The sequence below is a fragment of the Phytopseudomonas straminea genome, from assembly GCF_900112645.1.
Lineage (GTDB): Bacteria > Pseudomonadota > Gammaproteobacteria > Pseudomonadales > Pseudomonadaceae > Aquipseudomonas > Aquipseudomonas straminea.
Window position 1 is genome coordinate 246,361 of record NZ_FOMO01000005.1, and the last position, 16,133, is coordinate 262,493.

15 protein-coding genes are annotated in these 16,133 nt (G+C 63.3%); 12 read left to right on the forward strand and 3 right to left on the reverse strand.

The genetic code is table 11. The annotated features are described in order from the left end of the window. Positions 1 to 32: 32 nt before the first annotated feature. Positions 33 to 1,487 carry an aldehyde dehydrogenase family protein gene (locus BM279_RS14240; RefSeq protein ID WP_093504680.1) on the reverse strand — a complete coding sequence of 485 codons (1,455 nt, stop codon included), beginning with the start codon at positions 1,485 to 1,487 and terminating at the stop codon, positions 33 to 35. 27 nt (positions 1,488 to 1,514) lie between these two features. Then, a complete protein-coding gene (locus tag BM279_RS14245) occupies positions 1,515 to 2,891 on the reverse strand; it encodes an aspartate aminotransferase family protein (RefSeq protein ID WP_093504682.1) in 1,377 nt (458 codons plus the stop codon). 231 nt (positions 2,892 to 3,122) lie between these two features. On the opposite strand from BM279_RS14245, the gene xth reads away from it, so the two are divergent. The 7 genes from xth (at position 3,123) to BM279_RS14280 (ending at position 8,890) form a co-directional block, all read left to right on the forward strand. Next, positions 3,123 to 3,923, forward strand: coding sequence for an exodeoxyribonuclease III (xth, locus tag BM279_RS14250; protein ID WP_093504684.1), 801 nt, complete (start codon positions 3,123 to 3,125; stop codon positions 3,921 to 3,923). Between the two features lie 340 nt (positions 3,924 to 4,263). Then, entirely contained in the window at positions 4,264 to 4,680 is a 417-nt protein-coding gene (locus BM279_RS14255; protein ID WP_093504686.1) for a hypothetical protein, read from the forward strand. A gap of 1 nt (position 4,681) precedes the next feature. Continuing rightward, positions 4,682 to 5,242: an adhesin gene (locus BM279_RS14260; protein WP_244154165.1), complete on the forward strand. Its 561-nt coding sequence runs from the start codon at positions 4,682 to 4,684 to the stop codon at positions 5,240 to 5,242. Between the two features lie 46 nt (positions 5,243 to 5,288). Beyond that, positions 5,289 to 6,104 (forward strand): hypothetical protein, encoded by an 816-nt coding sequence (locus tag BM279_RS14265; RefSeq protein WP_093504688.1) that lies wholly within the window; start codon positions 5,289 to 5,291, stop codon positions 6,102 to 6,104. A 58-nt stretch (positions 6,105 to 6,162) separates the two neighbouring features. Beyond that, positions 6,163 to 6,858 carry a C39 family peptidase gene (locus BM279_RS14270; RefSeq protein WP_093504690.1) on the forward strand — a complete coding sequence of 232 codons (696 nt, stop codon included), beginning with the start codon at positions 6,163 to 6,165 and terminating at the stop codon, positions 6,856 to 6,858. Positions 6,859 to 6,875: 17 nt separating this feature from the next. Beyond that, positions 6,876 to 7,604 (forward strand): hypothetical protein, encoded by a 729-nt coding sequence (locus BM279_RS14275; protein WP_093504692.1) that lies wholly within the window; start codon positions 6,876 to 6,878, stop codon positions 7,602 to 7,604. Between the two features lie 32 nt (positions 7,605 to 7,636). Continuing rightward, positions 7,637 to 8,890, forward strand: a complete 1,254-nt coding sequence (locus tag BM279_RS14280) for a hypothetical protein (protein ID WP_093504694.1) — start codon at positions 7,637 to 7,639, stop codon at positions 8,888 to 8,890. Positions 8,891 to 8,904: 14 nt separating this feature from the next. On the opposite strand, the gene BM279_RS14285 is transcribed toward BM279_RS14280, so the two are convergent. Beyond that, entirely contained in the window at positions 8,905 to 10,254 is a 1,350-nt protein-coding gene (locus BM279_RS14285; RefSeq protein ID WP_093504696.1) for a sigma-54 dependent transcriptional regulator, read from the reverse strand. 615 nt (positions 10,255 to 10,869) lie between these two features. On the opposite strand from BM279_RS14285, the gene BM279_RS14290 reads away from it, so the two are divergent. Genes BM279_RS14290 through BM279_RS14310 form a run of 5 tightly spaced genes read left to right on the forward strand, consistent with a single transcriptional unit; the run spans position 10,870 to position 16,097 of the window. Beyond that, positions 10,870 to 12,180 carry an MmgE/PrpD family protein gene (locus BM279_RS14290; RefSeq protein WP_093504698.1) on the forward strand — a complete coding sequence of 437 codons (1,311 nt, stop codon included), beginning with the start codon at positions 10,870 to 10,872 and terminating at the stop codon, positions 12,178 to 12,180. Between the two features lie 9 nt (positions 12,181 to 12,189). After that, complete coding sequence (locus tag BM279_RS14295) at positions 12,190 to 13,539, forward strand: LLM class flavin-dependent oxidoreductase (protein WP_093504700.1); 1,350 nt, start codon at positions 12,190 to 12,192, stop codon at positions 13,537 to 13,539. Positions 13,540 to 13,543: 4 nt separating this feature from the next. Continuing rightward, a complete protein-coding gene (locus BM279_RS14300; protein ID WP_093504702.1) occupies positions 13,544 to 14,440 on the forward strand; it encodes an ABC transporter substrate-binding protein in 897 nt (298 codons plus the stop codon). Beyond that, on the forward strand, positions 14,437 to 15,339 hold the full coding sequence (locus BM279_RS14305) for an amino acid ABC transporter permease (protein WP_093504704.1): 903 nt from the start codon (positions 14,437 to 14,439) through the stop codon (positions 15,337 to 15,339). Before BM279_RS14300 ends, BM279_RS14305 begins: the two co-directional genes overlap by 4 nt. Further along, a complete protein-coding gene (locus BM279_RS14310; RefSeq protein WP_093504706.1) occupies positions 15,336 to 16,097 on the forward strand; it encodes an amino acid ABC transporter ATP-binding protein in 762 nt (253 codons plus the stop codon). The genes BM279_RS14305 and BM279_RS14310 overlap by 4 nt, the downstream gene beginning before the upstream one ends. The last annotated feature ends 36 nt before the right edge of the window (positions 16,098 to 16,133 follow it).

Sequence of the window (16,133 nt, forward strand, 5' to 3'; positions counted from 1 at the left end):
CCGCGAAACTACGGGTCGCCCGGGTGACACACTCAGTTGGGTAGCAAAACGGTAACCACCTTCTCCTCGGTGTAGGCGACCGCGCCACCGAAGCCGCCTTCACGGCCGATGCCGCTGGTCTTCACGCCGCCCCAGGGCAGGTTGGCATCCAGCGGGCTCCAGCAGTTGACGCCCACTGCGCCGGTTTTCAGGGCCGCCGCCACACGGTGCGCGCGCGCCAGGTTGGTGGTCCATACGGTGGCCGCCAGGCCGTAGCTGGAATCGTTGGCCAGGGCGATGGCTTCTTCTTCGGTGTCGAAGGTGATCACCGTACCGACCGGGCCGAAGATTTCGTCGCGGGCGATGGCCATGTCATTGCGGGCATTGGCGAAAATGGTCGGGCGCACGAAGAAGCCCTGGTCGGGGTTGGACACGCCGCCGGCCAGCAGCGTGGCGCCCTGGTCGATACCCAGCTGGATGTAGCGGTTGACGCGGTCGAACTGCGCCTTCTTGGCCACCGGGCCCATCTGGGTGTCCGGCTGGCGCGGGTCGCCGACCTTCACGGAGCTGGCCGCCTGAGCCAATGCCGCCGCGAATCGTTCGGCCACGCCGCGTTGCACCAGGATGCGCGAACCGGCGGCGCAGACCTGGCCCTGGTTGGCGAACAGGCCCAGCGAGCAGCCGAACAGGGCATCTTCGAAAGACGCATCGTCGAAAACGATCTGCGGGCTCTTGCCGCCCAGTTCCAGGGCCACGCGCTTGAACAGCACGCCAGCGGTGCGCTGGATCTCGCGGCCGGCTTCGGGGCTGCCGGTGAAGCTGATCTTGGCGATGTCCGGGTGTTCGCACAGGGCGCGGCCCACTTCGGCGCCGAAGCCGGTGACGATATTGATCACGCCATCAGGAAAGCCCGCTTCCTTGGCCAACGCGGCCAGGTGCAGGGCCGACTGCGGGGTTTCTTCCGACGGTTTGACCACCACGGTGCAGCCGGCGGCCAGCAGAGCGGCCAGTTTCCACACGGTGATCATCAGCGGCGAGTTCCACGGCACGATGGCGCCGACTACGCCAATCGGCTCGCGTACGGTGTAAGACAGGGTTTTGGTGCCGAAATAGCCACCGCTCGGAATGGTGCGGCCTTCGAGCTGGTTGGCCCAACCAGCGGCGGCGCGCAGGTTGGCGATGGCGTTGGGCAGATCCATGCGGCGCGGCTCCATCGGCGAGCGGCCGATGGCGTTGGCGTCCATATCGGCGAGCTGCTCGGTGTCGCGTTCGACCAGATCAGCCAGCTTGTTCAGCAGACGGCTACGCTGGGAGCCGGAAAGCTGGCTCCAGGCGCCGCCTTCGAGCTGGCTGCGCGCCGCTTCCACGGCGCGGTTGACGTCCTCGGTGGTGCCGCGTGCGGAGCTGCCGTAGACCTTCTCGGTCACCGGGTCGATGAGGTCGAAACGACGGCCATCGGAGGAGTCCGCGGCGGCGCCGGCGATGAAGTGTTGCAGATGCTGAGTCATGTACGTGTCCACCAATGAGAGAGTCTGTTAAGCCTTGAGCGACGCCAGAGCGTCACCGAAGATGTCCAGCGCCTTGAAGAACAGCGCCCGTGAAATGGTCAGCGACGGCATGATGCGCATCACGTTGCTGTAGCGCCCGCACGGGATCATCAGCACGCCGTGGTTCATCAGGTAGCCCATCAGCTGACCGATCTTGTCGCGCGACAGCGGCTCCTTGGTGACCGGATCCTCGACCAGCTCGATGCCGATCATCAGGCCACGGCCGCGTACTTCGCCCAGGAACGGGCTGTTGAAGGCGCGGATACGCTCCTGGGCTTCGAGGCCCAGGGTGTGGGCGCGGTTGAGCAGGTCCAGTTCGGGGTCCTGAAGGATGGCGATGTTGGTCAGCGCCACCACGGCGGACAGCGAGTTGGCGGCGAAGGTGTTGGGCATCGAGCCGTCGGGGATCTGCGCGGCGAGGTCCGAGCGCATCATCAGGCCGGCCATTGGCAGGTCGCTGCCGATTCCCTTGCCGAAGGTCAGCATGTCCGGCTTGACGCCAGAATGCTCGACGGCCCACATCTTGCCGGTACGCCCGGCGCCGGCCTGAACTTCGTCGACGATCAGCAGCGTGCCGCTACGGTCGCAGGCCTTGCGCAGCAGTTGCAGGAATTCGGGTGAAGGCGGCACGTAACCGCCTTCACCCTGTACGGGCTCGACGATCACCGCGGCCACGTCGTCGGCGGCGGTGTAGGGCGTGTTGAGCAGGTAGTCCACGTACTCACCGGCGATCTGCTCGGCACTCTTGTGGGTAGTGTCGAACGGAAAACGGTAGGCGTAAGGGTAGGGCGCGTGAATCACGCCACCCATCTGCGCGCCAAAGCCCTTGCGGTAGGCGTTGCCGGTAGTCAGCGCGCCTGAGGCATGCCAGACACCGTGGTAACCGCCATGAAAGGCGAGGATCTGGTGACGACCGGTGACGCGCTTGGCGAACTTGATCGCCGCTTCCAGCGCGTCGCTGCCGCTCTGGGTGAAGAAGGTCACGCAGTCGCCACGCAGCCCGGGCGGCGCGATTTCAGAGAGTTTGGCGGCCAGCTCGGTGCGCCGCGTGCTGTTGATCTCCAGGGCGTGCATCAGCACTTCGGACTGCTCACGAATGGCTTCGACGACCTTGGGATGACAGCGACCGACGCTGCTCACGCCTACGCCGGCGGACAGGTCGATGTAGGTGTTGCCGTCCGGATCCTTGAAGGTCGCCCCGAAGGCGCGATCCATGGCGATGGGCATGCGGCCGCCACCACGGGCCATCGACTCGGTGCGCGCCGACAGGGCCAGGGCTTCGCTGGTTTTCGGGCCTGGCAGGGTGCTGGAGACGATGTGCGGGGCGTCCGCAAAGTGCAGGGATTCGAGTTTGGCTTCGCTCATGACGGCCTCTACGGGATGTCGGTTCAGGTAAGCCGATCATCTGCTCAGTGGGCGTAGAGCCGGTATCCCAAATCGGCAACCGGCGTGTCCAGGACGGGTGCAGCGATCAATCAAACCATGTATGCCACGAAAGGGGCCTGGCACCGCTGCGCCCTGCCACCCATCATTCTTTGGCATCGACAGCCCCTAAAACCGGTCATAAGCAGAACATGAACATCCCGGAAACGGCCGATGAAACGTCTGCGTATCGCCACCTTCAATATCAATGGCATCAACGCCCGCCTGCCTAACCTGCTTAGCTGGCTGGAGCGCGAGCAACCGGATGTGGTGTGTCTGCAGGAGCTGAAAACAGCGGACAAATCATTCCCGGCCCGTGATATCGAAGCGGCCGGTTATGGCGTGGTGTATCAGGGGCAGACGTCGTGGAACGGCGTGGCGATTCTCGGCCGTGATACCCAACCGCTGGAGATTCGTCGCGGCCTGCCAGGCGCTGAGTGGGACGTCCAGGCTCGCTATATCGAGGCCGCAGTGCAGGGCGTGGTGGTGGCCTGCCTGTACCTGCCCAACGGCAATCCGCAGCCCGGGCCGAAATTCGATTACAAGCTCAAATGGTTCGAGCATCTGATCGCGCACGCGCAGACGTTACAGGCCAGCGAACATCCGGTGGTGCTGGCTGGCGACTTCAACGTGGTACCGACCGATTTCGACATCTACAACACCCGTTCCTGGCTCAAGGACGCATTACTGCAGCCCGAAAGCCGCGCCTGCTTTCAACGGTTGCTCGAGCAGGGCTGGGTGGACGCACTGCGCACACTTCACCCGAACGAGCAGCTGTTCACCTTCTGGGATTACTTTCGCCGCCACTGGCAGAGCAATTCCGGGCTGCGAATCGACCACCTGCTACTCAACCCGGCGCTGGCTCCTTACCTGCAGAGCGCCGGTGTGGACACCTGGGTGCGCGGCGAGGATCACCCCAGCGACCACGCGCCTGCTTGGATCGAGCTGAGCAGCCGCAAGCGCAAACGCCATTAGCGGACAGCTGCTGGCGGGATTCGCCTGATGCAGGCTACACGCAGGCTTGGCGAGCTGCGCGCGCATTGTGCCAAGCGCATCTGGATGCAGATGCTCGGCTCCTGTTTCAAACCTTTAACAGTTCATCCATTACCACGCGGCACCTGTTGCCACGCAGGTTGCGCGGCAATTGCTGTCTGACGCCGGCACGCGAAGGTGTCTCGCCAGCGTTACAAATAGCGGTGGGGGCTTGTCCGCTATAAAACTTATCCTTTTGTTTTATATGAAAAAATATCTAGTGGCACAGTGCATGCTCAAGGCTCGATAACGCTCAGATGGATCGAGCCTGGGGATGTAAGTCATGAAGCGCCTGGTTATCTTCAACTACTGCATATTGGCGCTGGCCTGCGTGCTGCAGGCCAGCGTTCAGGCTGCCGATGGCGACGTGATCATCACCCGTGACGTACAACCGCGTGTTGCTACCCGGGCAGCGCTGGTACCGGATCCGAACCCACTTTCCGTGAACCCTGGTCGCTCGGTGGTCGATGCCACTGCCGAACTGGCCGATGGCGACTTCGCCAACGTTTCCAGTGGGCTGGCTTTGCCTGCGCAACTGCTTGGCAACTCGTTTGGCTACCAGGTGCAAGCGCCGCTGCAGCAATCGATGCCGGGACTCGGCGCGTCCCATAGCGGCAGCGGTGGCAACGGTGTGGCCTCGCAGGTCAACCGCAGCGTGCAGCAGGGCCTGCGGCCTCTGCAGATGCTGGGGGATCGCTGATATGCGCTCGTGCATTCTGCTCATAAGCCTGGCCCTGAGCGGGCTGGTTCAGGCTGACGATGTCGCGCGTATCGACGCAGCCGGATCCGCTTATCAGGGCAACCTCAGCGTCAACCAGGCTGCCGGCGATCTGCAGCAGCAGGCCAATGTGCGGGTCATCAGCGTGGGCGGGACAGGTGTTTCAGCCAGCACTGTGCGCCAGAGCATCGACCAGCTACCCGCTGGCAGCGCTGCCCGTAACACCCAGGCAAGTATCGACGGCAACGCCTTCAGCGGCGGTAACGGCGTGGTCGGCGTCACCCAGGCAGCCGGTGTCGGCAACCAGCAGGTCAACGTACTCAGCGTGACGTTGCTAGCCGCACCGCAAAGCCTGGACGACAGCGTGCTGGCGCAGAGCGTGACTCGCGCCGACAAATCCTTTTCAGCGACACCCGTCGGCGAGCGCCGGGCGCAGATGAGCAACGAGGCCTTCTCGGGAAGCCGTGGCGTCGTGCAGCTGAACCAGAGTTCCGGGATTGGCAATCGAACCGCCAATCACCTGAGCATCAGGGTTGTGGATTGACCCTAATCGAGCAAGGCCAACACTAAACCGCATGGAGAAACACGTCATGAAACTTTCAGTACTGCTCAGCCCTCTGGCATTCGCACTGGCTGCTGTTCTGGCCACCTCCGCCCACGCAACCCAACCAAGCAGCGGTGCTTCCAGCAACGCCAGCGGCGCCACGGCAAAGATTTCCGACACCCAGCTCAACTTCGGTAACCGTGTCACCAACCACGAGACCAAGAACAACGCCAGCGTCGACGGTTCGCTGCGTAATGCCTCCGGTAACGTAGGCGTCAACGTCGCGGCCGGCGACAACAACCAGCAGGCCAACGCGGCCGCCATTGCCACCGCCGACACCGCCTTCGTATTCGGTGTCGCGGTCGCCGGCTCCGGCGCCAATGCCACCACTGGTGTCGAGCAGCGGGCGTACTCCAACAACCTGACCAACTACGGCAACCCCAACAATGCGTCGGTCAATAACAGCGCCAACGGCGCAACCGGCAACCTGGGCGTCAACGTGGCGGCGGGTAACTACAACCAGCAGAAGAACGACACCACCATCGCTTCGTCTGAAACCGCCTATGTGGCCAACGCCTCGGCCACCGTGCTGCAGGCTTCCAACGGCAACGTGACCGATAACAACCAAGGCACTGTCTTCGAAGACGAGTCCGCCCTTGCCATGCAAACCAGCAGCTACGGCGGTTCCTGGTGGCCTCAGCCACAGCAGGAGAAAACGCCAAGCGTCAACAACGCCAGCCTGAGCGGTTCGCTGGCCGGCGTATCGGGCAATGTCGGCGTCAACATCGCAGCCGGTGGCGGCAACCAGCAAAGCAACAGCCTGACCATTGCCGCTGGCTGTAATGCCTGCGTCGCACGTTAAGGCCTGAAGCAGTCGACGATGCCGGGACCGCCCGGCATCGTTTTATCGGGGAACCACCATGGCTGGATTTCTTGCCAGGCGACTGCTGGGCTTGAGCTGCGTGACGCTATGTCTGGCCGCGACAGCTGCCGAGATGCGCATGGCTGTGTTGCCCGGCGGGGCGCTCGCCACCGTGCAGGTCGAGAGCATGCGTGAGCGGCGTTTCGCCAATCTGGTCGAGCAGAAGACCGACTTCAGCTGTGGCGCCGCTGCCATGGCGACGATTCTCAATCAGGCCTATGGCATGCAGCTGCAGGAGGAAGAGGTGATTCGCGGCATGTTGGCCAGCGCCGACGCCGAACAGGTACGCACCCAGGGCTTTTCCATGCTCGACATGAAGAATTACGCCAGCACCCTGGGCCTGCGCGCGCGGGGTTACCGGGTCGATGCCGAGCAACTGCAGAACCTGAAGATTCCCAGCATCGTGTTGCTCAACGTGCGCGGCTACAAACACTTCGTGGTGCTACAGCGCATCTACCGCGGCTACGCCTATGTCGGTGATCCGGTGCTGGGGCACAAGAAGATGCCGCTCAGCGAATTCAGCCAGGGCTGGAACGGGATTGTCTTCGCGCTGATCGGCCCGGGCTACAACCGCGCCAACGCGTTGCTGACACCGCCGGAGCCACTGACCGCCAAGACGCGCATCGATGGCTTCAGCCCGGTGAAAGATGCCGAGCTGATGGAGTTCGGCTTCATCCAGAGTGATTTTTTCTAACTGCCAGGGGAAGGGTCATGAACAGCAAGCTATGGCTGGCCGCGAGCATTCTTGCTGCGAGCCTGCCGGTGAGCGCCGCCAATCCGTTCCAACCTATAGAAGTCGCCGATCAGGAGCTCGCTCAGTTGCGCGGGCGCTACATATTGCCCGACCGCATCATCAGTTTCGGCGTGGTGATGAGCTCGACCTGGCAAAACAGCGCCGGACAAGTGATCGGCGCCGAGGTGGCGGTGAACGTCGCCAACGGCCAGGTGCAGCCGGCGCTGCAGGTTCGCGAGATCAGCTCGCTGGGCAATGGCGGCACCGTTGCCGCCGGAACCGGGGTGATCACCGGCGGCAACGGCCTGGATTCGGTCAATGGCATCGTGCAGAGCGTGCGTACCGCCGGCGATCTGAACAGCGGCCTGAATGACCTGCGCGTGCAGATCAGCACCGGTGACAATGGCGCAGCTAGCAGCGAAGGCCAGCCCTGGACCGGCAGCCAAGCGTTCGCCAACGCCGCCGGCACGGTAAACGTCAGCAGCCGCAGCGGCGGCATCAACATCGCCTTGCAGGCCGGGCAAGGGCAGGGCTTCAGCAGCCAGCAGATCGGCGGCGGGGTGGCCCAGCAAGCCGCTATCTCCGGCTCGATGAACGAGGTGCGCAACCTGGCGACCCTCAGCGTGGCGCTGCGCGACAACCCGCGCAGCCTCAATCTGGATACCTGTATCGAGCAACTTCGGGCCTTGCGCCCCCATGGCTATTGAGCAGTGCCAAGGTGGCACAAAGGATTGCGACTATGCGCCAGATGATCAGCGTTGCCATGCTGTTCGGTGTCGGCTTCAACACGGCTTTCGCGGCTGATCCGTCCCAGGTCGAGGCCCTGCAGCAGGAGCTGCAGGCACTCAGAACCCAGTACGAAACCCAGCAGAATGCGCTCAAGGTGCTCGAGCAGCGCCTGCGGCAGGTCGAAAGCCGCGCGCCCCAGGCCAGCAGCGGCCCGGCGCCATTGAGCCGCAGCGGCAACCAGCAGGTGGCCAGTAGCGGTAGCGGCTCGTCCGCCGGTTACGGGACGGCATTGAAGGATGACGCCGCGCCGCCGGCCAGCGTCGAGCACCTTTACCAGGAAGCCAGTGGTTTCTTCGGCAGCGGCACCTTCAGCCTGGAGCCGGGCATCACCTATAGCCACTACGACTCGCGCCAGTTATTCCTCAACGGGTTCCTGGCCCTGGATGCGATCTTCCTCGGCAATATCGGCGTCGATCAGATCAATGCCGACACCTTCACCTTCGATCTGACCGGGCGCTACAACTGGGCGCAACGCTGGCAGCTGGACGTCAATGCGCCGTGGGTCTACCGCGAAAGCACCTATCAGTCCGCTGGCGCCGGAGGATCCAGCACCTCGTTCAGCGAGGCGACCGTCAGCAGTGATGCACGTCTGGGTGATGTCAACGTGGGCCTCGCCTACAAGCTGCTGGACGAGAGTGAAGGCACACCCGACGTGGTGCTGAGCATGCGCGTCAAAGCGCCCACCGGGGTCGAACCCTACGGTATCAAGCTCGATAAGGTGGCCGGCAACGACAACCTGAGCATTCCCGAGGACCTGCCCACCGGCAATGGCGTATGGTCGGTCACCTCGGGCGTTTCACTGGTCAAGACCCTGGATCCGGCGGTCGTGTTCGGCAACTTCTCCTACACCTACAACCTGGAAGACAGCTTCGACGACATAAGCCCCCAGCGCGGGGTCAAGGTGCCGGGCAAGGTGGATCTGGGCAACTGGTTCCAATTCGGCCTCGGCGTCGCCTTCGCCCTCAACGAGCGGGCCAGCATGTCGATGTCGTTCAGCGAGCTGATCAGCCAGAAGAGTCGCATCAAGGCCGAGGGCCAAAGCTGGCAGACCGTCTCCGGCAGCGACGCCAACACCGCCTACTTCAACATCGGTATGACGTTCGCCGCCACCGACAAACTCACCGTGGTGCCCAACCTGTCGATCGGCCTGACGCCGGACGCGCCGGACTTCACCTTTAGCATCAAATTCCCTTACTACTTCTAGGCTCTGTACAGAGCCTAGTCGCCTTGGGCCACACGACTATTGCGCAGATTGTGTTTCTGCAGCAGCCGGTAAAAAGTCGGCCGCGACACGCCCAGGGAGCGGGCGGCGTGGCTCATGTTGCTGGCGAAGTGCAGCAGGGCGTCTTCCAGCGCCTTGCGCTCGGCATTGAGCAGGTACTCGTCGAGCGGGCGGCAGGGCGGTGTTATGGACGCCGCCAGGCCAATATCGTGCAGCTCGATCTCCCGCCCTTCAGCAAGAACCTGGCCGAGGCGCACACGATTGGCCAGCTCGCGCACGTTACCCGGCCAGTGGTGGGCGAGCAGGGCGGCGGTGGCTTCGCGGCTGAAGCGCCGCGGGCGACGGCCAATCTCTGCGGCATAGAGTTGCGAGAAGTGTTCGGCGAACAGGGCGATATCTTCCTTGCGTTCGCGCAGCGGTGTAGTGCGTACCTGCAGCACGTTGAGCCGGTAATAGAGATCTTCACGGAAGCGGCCTTTCTCGATGGCGTCTTCCAGGTTGATATGGGTCGCGGCCAACACTCGCACATTGGCGGTGATCGGCTTGCTCGAACCGACACGTTCGAAGGTCATTTCCTGCATAAAACGCAGCAGATTGGCCTGCATTTCCAAGGGTAGGTCGCCAATCTCGTCGAGAAAAAGGGTGCCGCCTTCAGCGGACTCGATACGACCGATCTTGCGCTGATGCGCGCCGGTGAAAGCACCTTTCTCATGGCCGAACAGCTCGGAGTGGATCAGGTGTTCGGAGATCGCCCCGCAGTTGATGGTCACGAAGGGGCCTTTGTTACGCCTCGATTGACGCTGGAGGCTGCGCGCCACTACTTCCTTCCCAGTGCCGCTTTCTCCGGTGATCAGCACCGGCGAGTCGCTGATTGCGAGTTTGCCGATCAGCTTGCATAGCGCCTGGGTAGCTGGGCTTTGCCCGACCATCAGCACATCGTCGATGGCGCTAGGCTTTGTGTCCGGGTGGCGCAAGCGGCCCATGCCGAACGCGCGGCCCAGGGTGCAGTGCATGCGAGCGATGTCGATGGGCAGGGTATGAAAGTCGAAAAACCATTCGTAAATGAAGTTGGCCAGCCCGGTGTTATGGCGCAGGTCTCCACTCATCACAGCGATCCATTCACTTCGGCTGTGATGAATCAGCTGTTTGATATGTTCAAGTTGGTTCAGGTGGTGAGACTGCAGGCAAATAACACAAACATCGTAACCTGGCTCGATCTTATTGTTCAGGCCGCTGCGTTCGACCAGCCAGCGTTCGCGCTGCAGTTCCTGAATAAGCGGTTCACAGTCGCTAACGGAGTCAACCATCAGCAGACGCCTGTGCGAATAATCCAGCGAACCTAGCATACGAACTCCTTGCCAGTATGGGCCGTCATGCAGTGCGTGCACCGTCGTTCCACGCTCACGGCATCGCGTCGCCGGAGGGCTGTGAGCCTGGTCGGCGATGGCGTCGAGGATTCGGTGCGGCGTACCGGCGCCAACAAGACGCCAGATTCTATCGTTATCGAACGCCCTACATAGGGCGCTTCTTGTTTTCTACGTTCTTATATATGCAGTTGTGCAGGTGTGTCGTTCAGACAAAGCTAGATTATCCGATGAGCATGAAGCTTGGAATATGTAGGCATCGCGTGTGGTATTAAAATTAGTCTTTCGAAATTGTCAGTCGTCTTACCTGTTTTTTATTTGGCGCCAGTTTAAAGATTCGTTGAAGTTGGTAAGTTGATAAGTTCACCAACTTCTCGGGAGCGTTATGTTCTTGGCGGCTTTTTAATTGGCGCTACCGGATTGAGCTGCCTGATCCATCTGGATCACGGCAGCGCTCCAAGCCCGACATGCTGATTATTTCTTTTGGAAATAAGCAAATGCATTTTGGATATTTGCAGCTATTTCGGCTGGCAAGGGAAAATGCTCGATTGCACAAATTTATTGATACAGGTCAAAGCCTTGCTTTAAAGGTGCCTTTTGAACACATCCCTCAGCGGCCAATTGGCCAGAACGCTTGCCGACAGTCAGCCCGGATCTGAGGAGCGCACGCGCGCCCGCGAGGGCGTGATCGATTACTTCGCCTGCCTGCTGCCCGTGCAGCTCGGTTTGCTGAAGGACTCGGGGCTGATGCCGGTGCGTGAAGTGTTTCCTGCAGCGCGCAGCACGGAACATCATGCCCTGCAGCTGGGTTACATGAGCCACGCGCTGGATTTCGACGACTACCATGCGACCTTCCGCGGCCACCCGACCACGGTGGTGCTGTCGACGCTGCTGGCCTTGCTCGCGAACCAGCCGTGCCTGGCGGTCGAGGATTTTCTCGATGCGTATGTCGTCGGCGTCGAGCTGGCTGGGCGTATGGGCAAGGCCATCGGTACCCGCCATTACGCCGCCGGGCTGCACAGCACCGCGACGCTGGGTGTGATCGCCGCGACCGGCGCTGCCTGCCGGCTACTGCGCCTGACGCCAGAGCAAAGCGAAATCGCCCTTGGCCTGGCCGCGACCCAGGCTTCGGGCCTGCGCGCCCAATTCGGCTCCGCGGCCAAGGCCCTGCATGCCGGCCTGGCCGCGCGGGGCGCCGTCAACAGCATCGAGTTGGCCCGGGCGGGTTTCGCCGCGCAGCGCCACGGCGTGCTGGAGGGATTTCTGGCTGCCCTGGGTTACGGCGTCGAACGCCCGGATGATCTGTTGGCCGGGTGGGGCGCCCCCTGGCGAATCATCGCGCCCGGCCTGGAATTCAAGCGCTATCCCACCTGCGGTGGAACCCACAGTGCGGCGGAGGCCGCGTTCGTGCTGCGTGAGCGGCTGGGCGCCGACCTGCATGCGGTGCAGCATATCGAGGTGAGTTTCCCGCCGGGCGCCGACACTGCGCCCAACATCATCGCGCCGGTCAATGGCGTGCAGGCGCGCTTCAGCCTCGAATACGTGATCGCCGATGCGCTGCTCAACGGCGCAATTTCCCTTGAGCGTTACGGCGAAGAACCGGTCGATACCCAGATCGCCGCGCTGGCTGCACGGGTGAGGCGCGTACCGGACCCGTGTGCGCCGGCCGATGAGCTCGATCCGGATCGCCGCTTTCACCGCGTCACGCTGTTCATGGCCGACGGCACGTCCCAAAGCCACTGCGTGACCCGCATGGAAACCGCCGCCGCACCCACCGATGTGCTGGCCAAGCTGCGCACCAATCTTCGATCCCTGCCCGAGGCGCGGCTGGCCGCGATCAGCGGGGATCTGCAACTCGCTGACGATGCCGCGCTGCATCGCCTGGCTTCACTCATCAGCTGTCAGTAAGGATTCGTTATGTCCGTGCAACCTGCTTCACCCCGTCAACTGCGCCTCGGCCTGTTCGTGCAGGCGCTGGGGCACCACGTGGGCGGCTGGCGTGCCGAGGGCGCGAAAGGCTCGCCCACCGACATCGACTGGTTCACCTGGATCGCCAAGAAGGCGGAAGAGGGCAAATTCGACATGTTCTTCGTTGGCGACGCCCTGGCCACCAGCGTGCACCGCCTGCCGTCGACCATGTCGCGCCTGGAACCGCTGACGCTGCTCTCGGCCCTGGCCGTGCAGACCAAACACATCGGCCTGGCCGCCACGGCTTCCACCACCTTCGACGAGCCGTTCCACCTGGCCCGCGCGCTGTGTTCGGTGGACCACATCAGCCGTGGCCGTGGCGCCTGGAACGTGGTCACCTCGTTCTCCCTCGACGCGGCGCGCAACTTCAGCCGTGAAGACCTGCCGTCCCACGCCGACCGCTATGAAATGGCCCGCGAGTTCCTCGATGTCGCCTTCAAACTGTGGGACGGCTGGGAAGAGGGCGCCATCGTCCGCGAGAAGGACACCGGCCGTTACTCGGACGAAAGCAAGATCCACCCGGCCAACCACAAGGGCAAGCACTTCCAGGTACAGGGCCCGCTGAACATCGCCCGTTCGCCCCAGGGCCGCCCGGTGATCATCGAGGCGGGTTCGTCGCCTGCAGGCCAGCAGTTGGCTGCGCAAACCGCCGAAGTGGTGTTCACCGCAGCGTCGTCGCTGGAGGAGGGCCAGGCCTTCTACCAGAGCCAGAAGCAGTTCGTGCGCGACGCCGGTCGCCAGCCCGACCACCTGCTGATTCTGCCGGGGGTGATGCCCATCGTCGGTCGCACCCGTGAAGAGGCCCAGGAAGTCTGGAACCAGCTCAACGAGCTGGTGGACATCGACAACGGCATCGAGCAGCTGTCGGCGCGTTTCGGCGTGGACATGACCGCCTATCCGCTCGACGGCCCGGTGCCGGAAATCCCCGCTACCGAAGGCAGCCAGAGCCGCGTCAAGCTGCTTACCGAGCTGGCCGCCCGCGAGAACCTGACCCTGCGCCAACTGGCAGCAGTGGCTGCCGGCTCGCGCGGTCACCGCGTGGTGGTCGGCACCGCCGAGGATATCGCCGATGACTTCCAGCACTGGCTGGAGCAGGGCGGCGCCGATGGTTTCAACATCATGCCGGCCGTGCTGCCCGACCAGCTCGAGCTGTTCGTCGAGCTGGTGATTCCAGAGCTGCAGCGCCGCGGCCTGTTCCGCACCGATTACCAATACAGCACGCTGCGGGAAAACCTCGGCCTGCCGTCCGTTGATGAAAACTTTGCCGCCGTTGCCCCGCTGGCAACCGAGAAGGAATAAGCCCATGAAACGTTCTGCACTGACTGCTGCCGCCTTCGCGCTGTTGCCCCTGACCGGCGCCTTGGCCGCCGACAAGGGCGTGCCCTTCAACGCCACCGCCAAGCCCGAGGCCGACGCCGCGCTGCATGACAGCCTGCCGGAAGCGATCAAGAAGCGTGGCAGCATCATCGCCGGCACCAACCCGAACACGCCGCCGACCACGTTCTACCAGGCCGACAACAAGACCCTGGCCGGGCGCGAGATCGACATCATCAGCGCGGTTGCCGATCGCCTCGGCGTGAAGCTGGACCTGCGTGACACCGGCGGCTTCGACAACATCATTCCGGGTCTGAAATCCGGGCGTTACGACGCGGCGATCTCCAACATCGACGCCAATGCCAAGCGTCTGGAACAGGTCGACTTCGTCGGCTACTACAACGCCTCCAAACTGGCCCTGGTCGGCCGTGCGGATTCCGACAAGGGGCCGTTCAACAGCTTTGCCGAGCTGTGCGGCCAGACGGTCGGCGCCGGCGCCGGCACGTCCCAGGTCACGCGCCTGCAGCAGGCCAGCGAGGCGTGCGTCGCCGATAGCAAGCCGGCCATCAAGGTGCCGATCTTCCCGGATCGCCCAGCCGGCGTGCAGGCGGTGATCAGCGGCCGCGTGCCGATGTTCTTCGGCCCGTACGAAGGTCTGCGCTACCAGGCAGGCCAGGTGAAGGCGCTGAAACTGGCCGGTGAGATCACCATCGAGGACACCATCGTGTCCATCGCCCTGGCCAAGGATTCGCCGCTGGGCAAGCCGATCCAAGCAGCGCTCAATTCGCTGATCAAGGACGGCACCTACCAGCAGATCCTCGACAAGTGGGAAATCGGCTTCGGCGCCGTCGAATCCGCCGGCCTCAACGCAGAAAACCTCAAATGAGCCAACGGCCTGACGACGACATCGCCGGGCTGCGCATCGTCAAGCACCGTCACTGGGGGCGCTGGTTCAGCGCCCTGATCGTGCTGTTGCTGCTGTCGCTGGTGGCCACTTCGATGGTCAACAACCCGCGTTTCGAGTGGGACGTGGTGGCGCAGAACCTGACGGAAGAGTCGATCCTCGCCGGCGTGCTGATGACCATCGAACTGACGGTCATCTCGGTGGTGTTCGGTTTCGCCGGCGGCACGCTGCTGGCTCTCATGCGGCTGTCTTCCAACCCGGTGCTGGTCAGCGTCAGCTGGGCCTACACCTGGTTCTTCCGCGCCGTGCCGATGCTGGTGCAGCTGTTTCTCTGGTACAACATCGCGGCGCTGTATCCGCAGCTGTCGCTGAGCCTGCCGCTGGTGGGCGAGGTGTGGAGCGCGGAAACCAACGAGATCATCAGCCCGTTCAGCGCGGCGGTGCTGGCCCTGGTGATTCACCAGTCCGCGTACGCGGCGGAAATCATCCGCGCTGGCATCCAGAGCGTTGGCCAGGGCCAGCTCGAAGCGGCCAAGGCCCTGGGCTACCGGCCTGGGCAAATCTTTCGCCAGACCGTGCTGCCCCAGGCCATGCGCACCATCCTGCCGCCGGCTGGCAACGAGGTGATCGGCCAGCTGAAAACCACCGCGGTGGTGTCGGTGATCGCCCTGCAGGACGTGCTTTATTCGGCGCAGATCATCTACCAGCGCACCTATGAGGTGATCCCGCTGCTGCTGGTCGCCACCCTCTGGTACCTGGTGATGACCTCGGTGCTGTCGGTGCTCCAGCATTACATCGAGGTGTGGTTCAGCCGCGGCAATGGCCCGGCGCGCAGCAGTTGGTTGCGCCGCAACAAGGTCACGCAGGAGGCCGAATCATGAGCGAGTCCATCCGCCTGCGTGGCATACACAAGCAGTTTTCCGGCAACACGGTGCTGCACGGCATCGACCTGGACATCGCCGCCGGCTCGGTGACGGTGATTCTCGGGCCGTCCGGTTCGGGCAAGTCGACCTTGCTGCGCTGCATAAATCACCTGGAAAAGCTCGACGGCGGCACCATCCACGTCGGCGACACGCTGATCGGCTATTGCCGCAAGAGCCAGGCACTCTACGAACTGCCGGAGAAGGCCGTCGCCCGGCAGCGTCAGCGCATCGGTATGGTGTTCCAGCAGTTCAACCTGTTCCCGCACCGCACGGTGCTGCAGAACATCGCCGATGCGCCGATCCGCATCCTCGGTCTGAAACGCGCCGAGGTGGAGGCGCGGGCCATGCAGCTGCTAGACCAGGTCGGCCTGGCGCACCGCGCACAGGCCTGGCCGCGGGAGCTGTCCGGCGGCCAGCAGCAGCGCGTGGCGATCGCCCGGGCGCTGGCGATGCAGCCCGACGTGATGCTGTTCGACGAGCCGACCTCGGCGCTGGACCCCGAGCTGGTCGGCGAAGTGCTGCAGGTGATGAAGCAATTGGCCCACTCGGGCATCACCATGGTGGTGGTCACCCATGAAATCGGCTTTGCCCGCGAGGTAGCGGACAACATCGTGTTCATGGACAACGGCAAGGTGGTGGAGGCGGGCGATGCCCGTGCCTTGCTGGACGACCCGCAGCATCCACGGCTGCGCGAGTTCCTGGCCAGCGTGCTGTGACGCGTCGCCTGGTGGTGAGCCTCTCGCTCATCACCA

Bases quoted from the DNA above. Each gene is read 5' to 3' on its own strand.
- BM279_RS14285 (WP_093504696.1), bottom strand. From the start codon at position 10,254: ATGCTAGGTTCGCTGGATTATTCGCACAGGCGTCTGCTGATGGTTGAC.
- BM279_RS14295 (WP_093504700.1), top strand. From the start codon at position 12,190: ATGTCCGTGCAACCTGCTTCACCCCGTCAACTGCGCCTCGGCCTGTTC.
- BM279_RS14245 (WP_093504682.1), bottom strand. From the start codon at position 2,891: ATGAGCGAAGCCAAACTCGAATCCCTGCACTTTGCGGACGCCCCGCAC.
- BM279_RS14265 (WP_093504688.1), top strand. From the start codon at position 5,289: ATGAAACTTTCAGTACTGCTCAGCCCTCTGGCATTCGCACTGGCTGCT.
- BM279_RS14270 (WP_093504690.1), top strand. From the start codon at position 6,163: ATGGCTGGATTTCTTGCCAGGCGACTGCTGGGCTTGAGCTGCGTGACG.
- BM279_RS14255 (WP_093504686.1), top strand. From the start codon at position 4,264: ATGAAGCGCCTGGTTATCTTCAACTACTGCATATTGGCGCTGGCCTGC.
- BM279_RS14305 (WP_093504704.1), top strand. From the start codon at position 14,437: ATGAGCCAACGGCCTGACGACGACATCGCCGGGCTGCGCATCGTCAAG.
- BM279_RS14240 (WP_093504680.1), bottom strand. From the start codon at position 1,487: ATGACTCAGCATCTGCAACACTTCATCGCCGGCGCCGCCGCGGACTCC.
- BM279_RS14310 (WP_093504706.1), top strand. From the start codon at position 15,336: ATGAGCGAGTCCATCCGCCTGCGTGGCATACACAAGCAGTTTTCCGGC.
- xth (WP_093504684.1), top strand. From the start codon at position 3,123: ATGAAACGTCTGCGTATCGCCACCTTCAATATCAATGGCATCAACGCC.
- BM279_RS14300 (WP_093504702.1), top strand. From the start codon at position 13,544: ATGAAACGTTCTGCACTGACTGCTGCCGCCTTCGCGCTGTTGCCCCTG.
- BM279_RS14280 (WP_093504694.1), top strand. From the start codon at position 7,637: ATGCGCCAGATGATCAGCGTTGCCATGCTGTTCGGTGTCGGCTTCAAC.
- BM279_RS14275 (WP_093504692.1), top strand. From the start codon at position 6,876: ATGAACAGCAAGCTATGGCTGGCCGCGAGCATTCTTGCTGCGAGCCTG.
- BM279_RS14260 (WP_244154165.1), top strand. From the start codon at position 4,682: ATGCGCTCGTGCATTCTGCTCATAAGCCTGGCCCTGAGCGGGCTGGTT.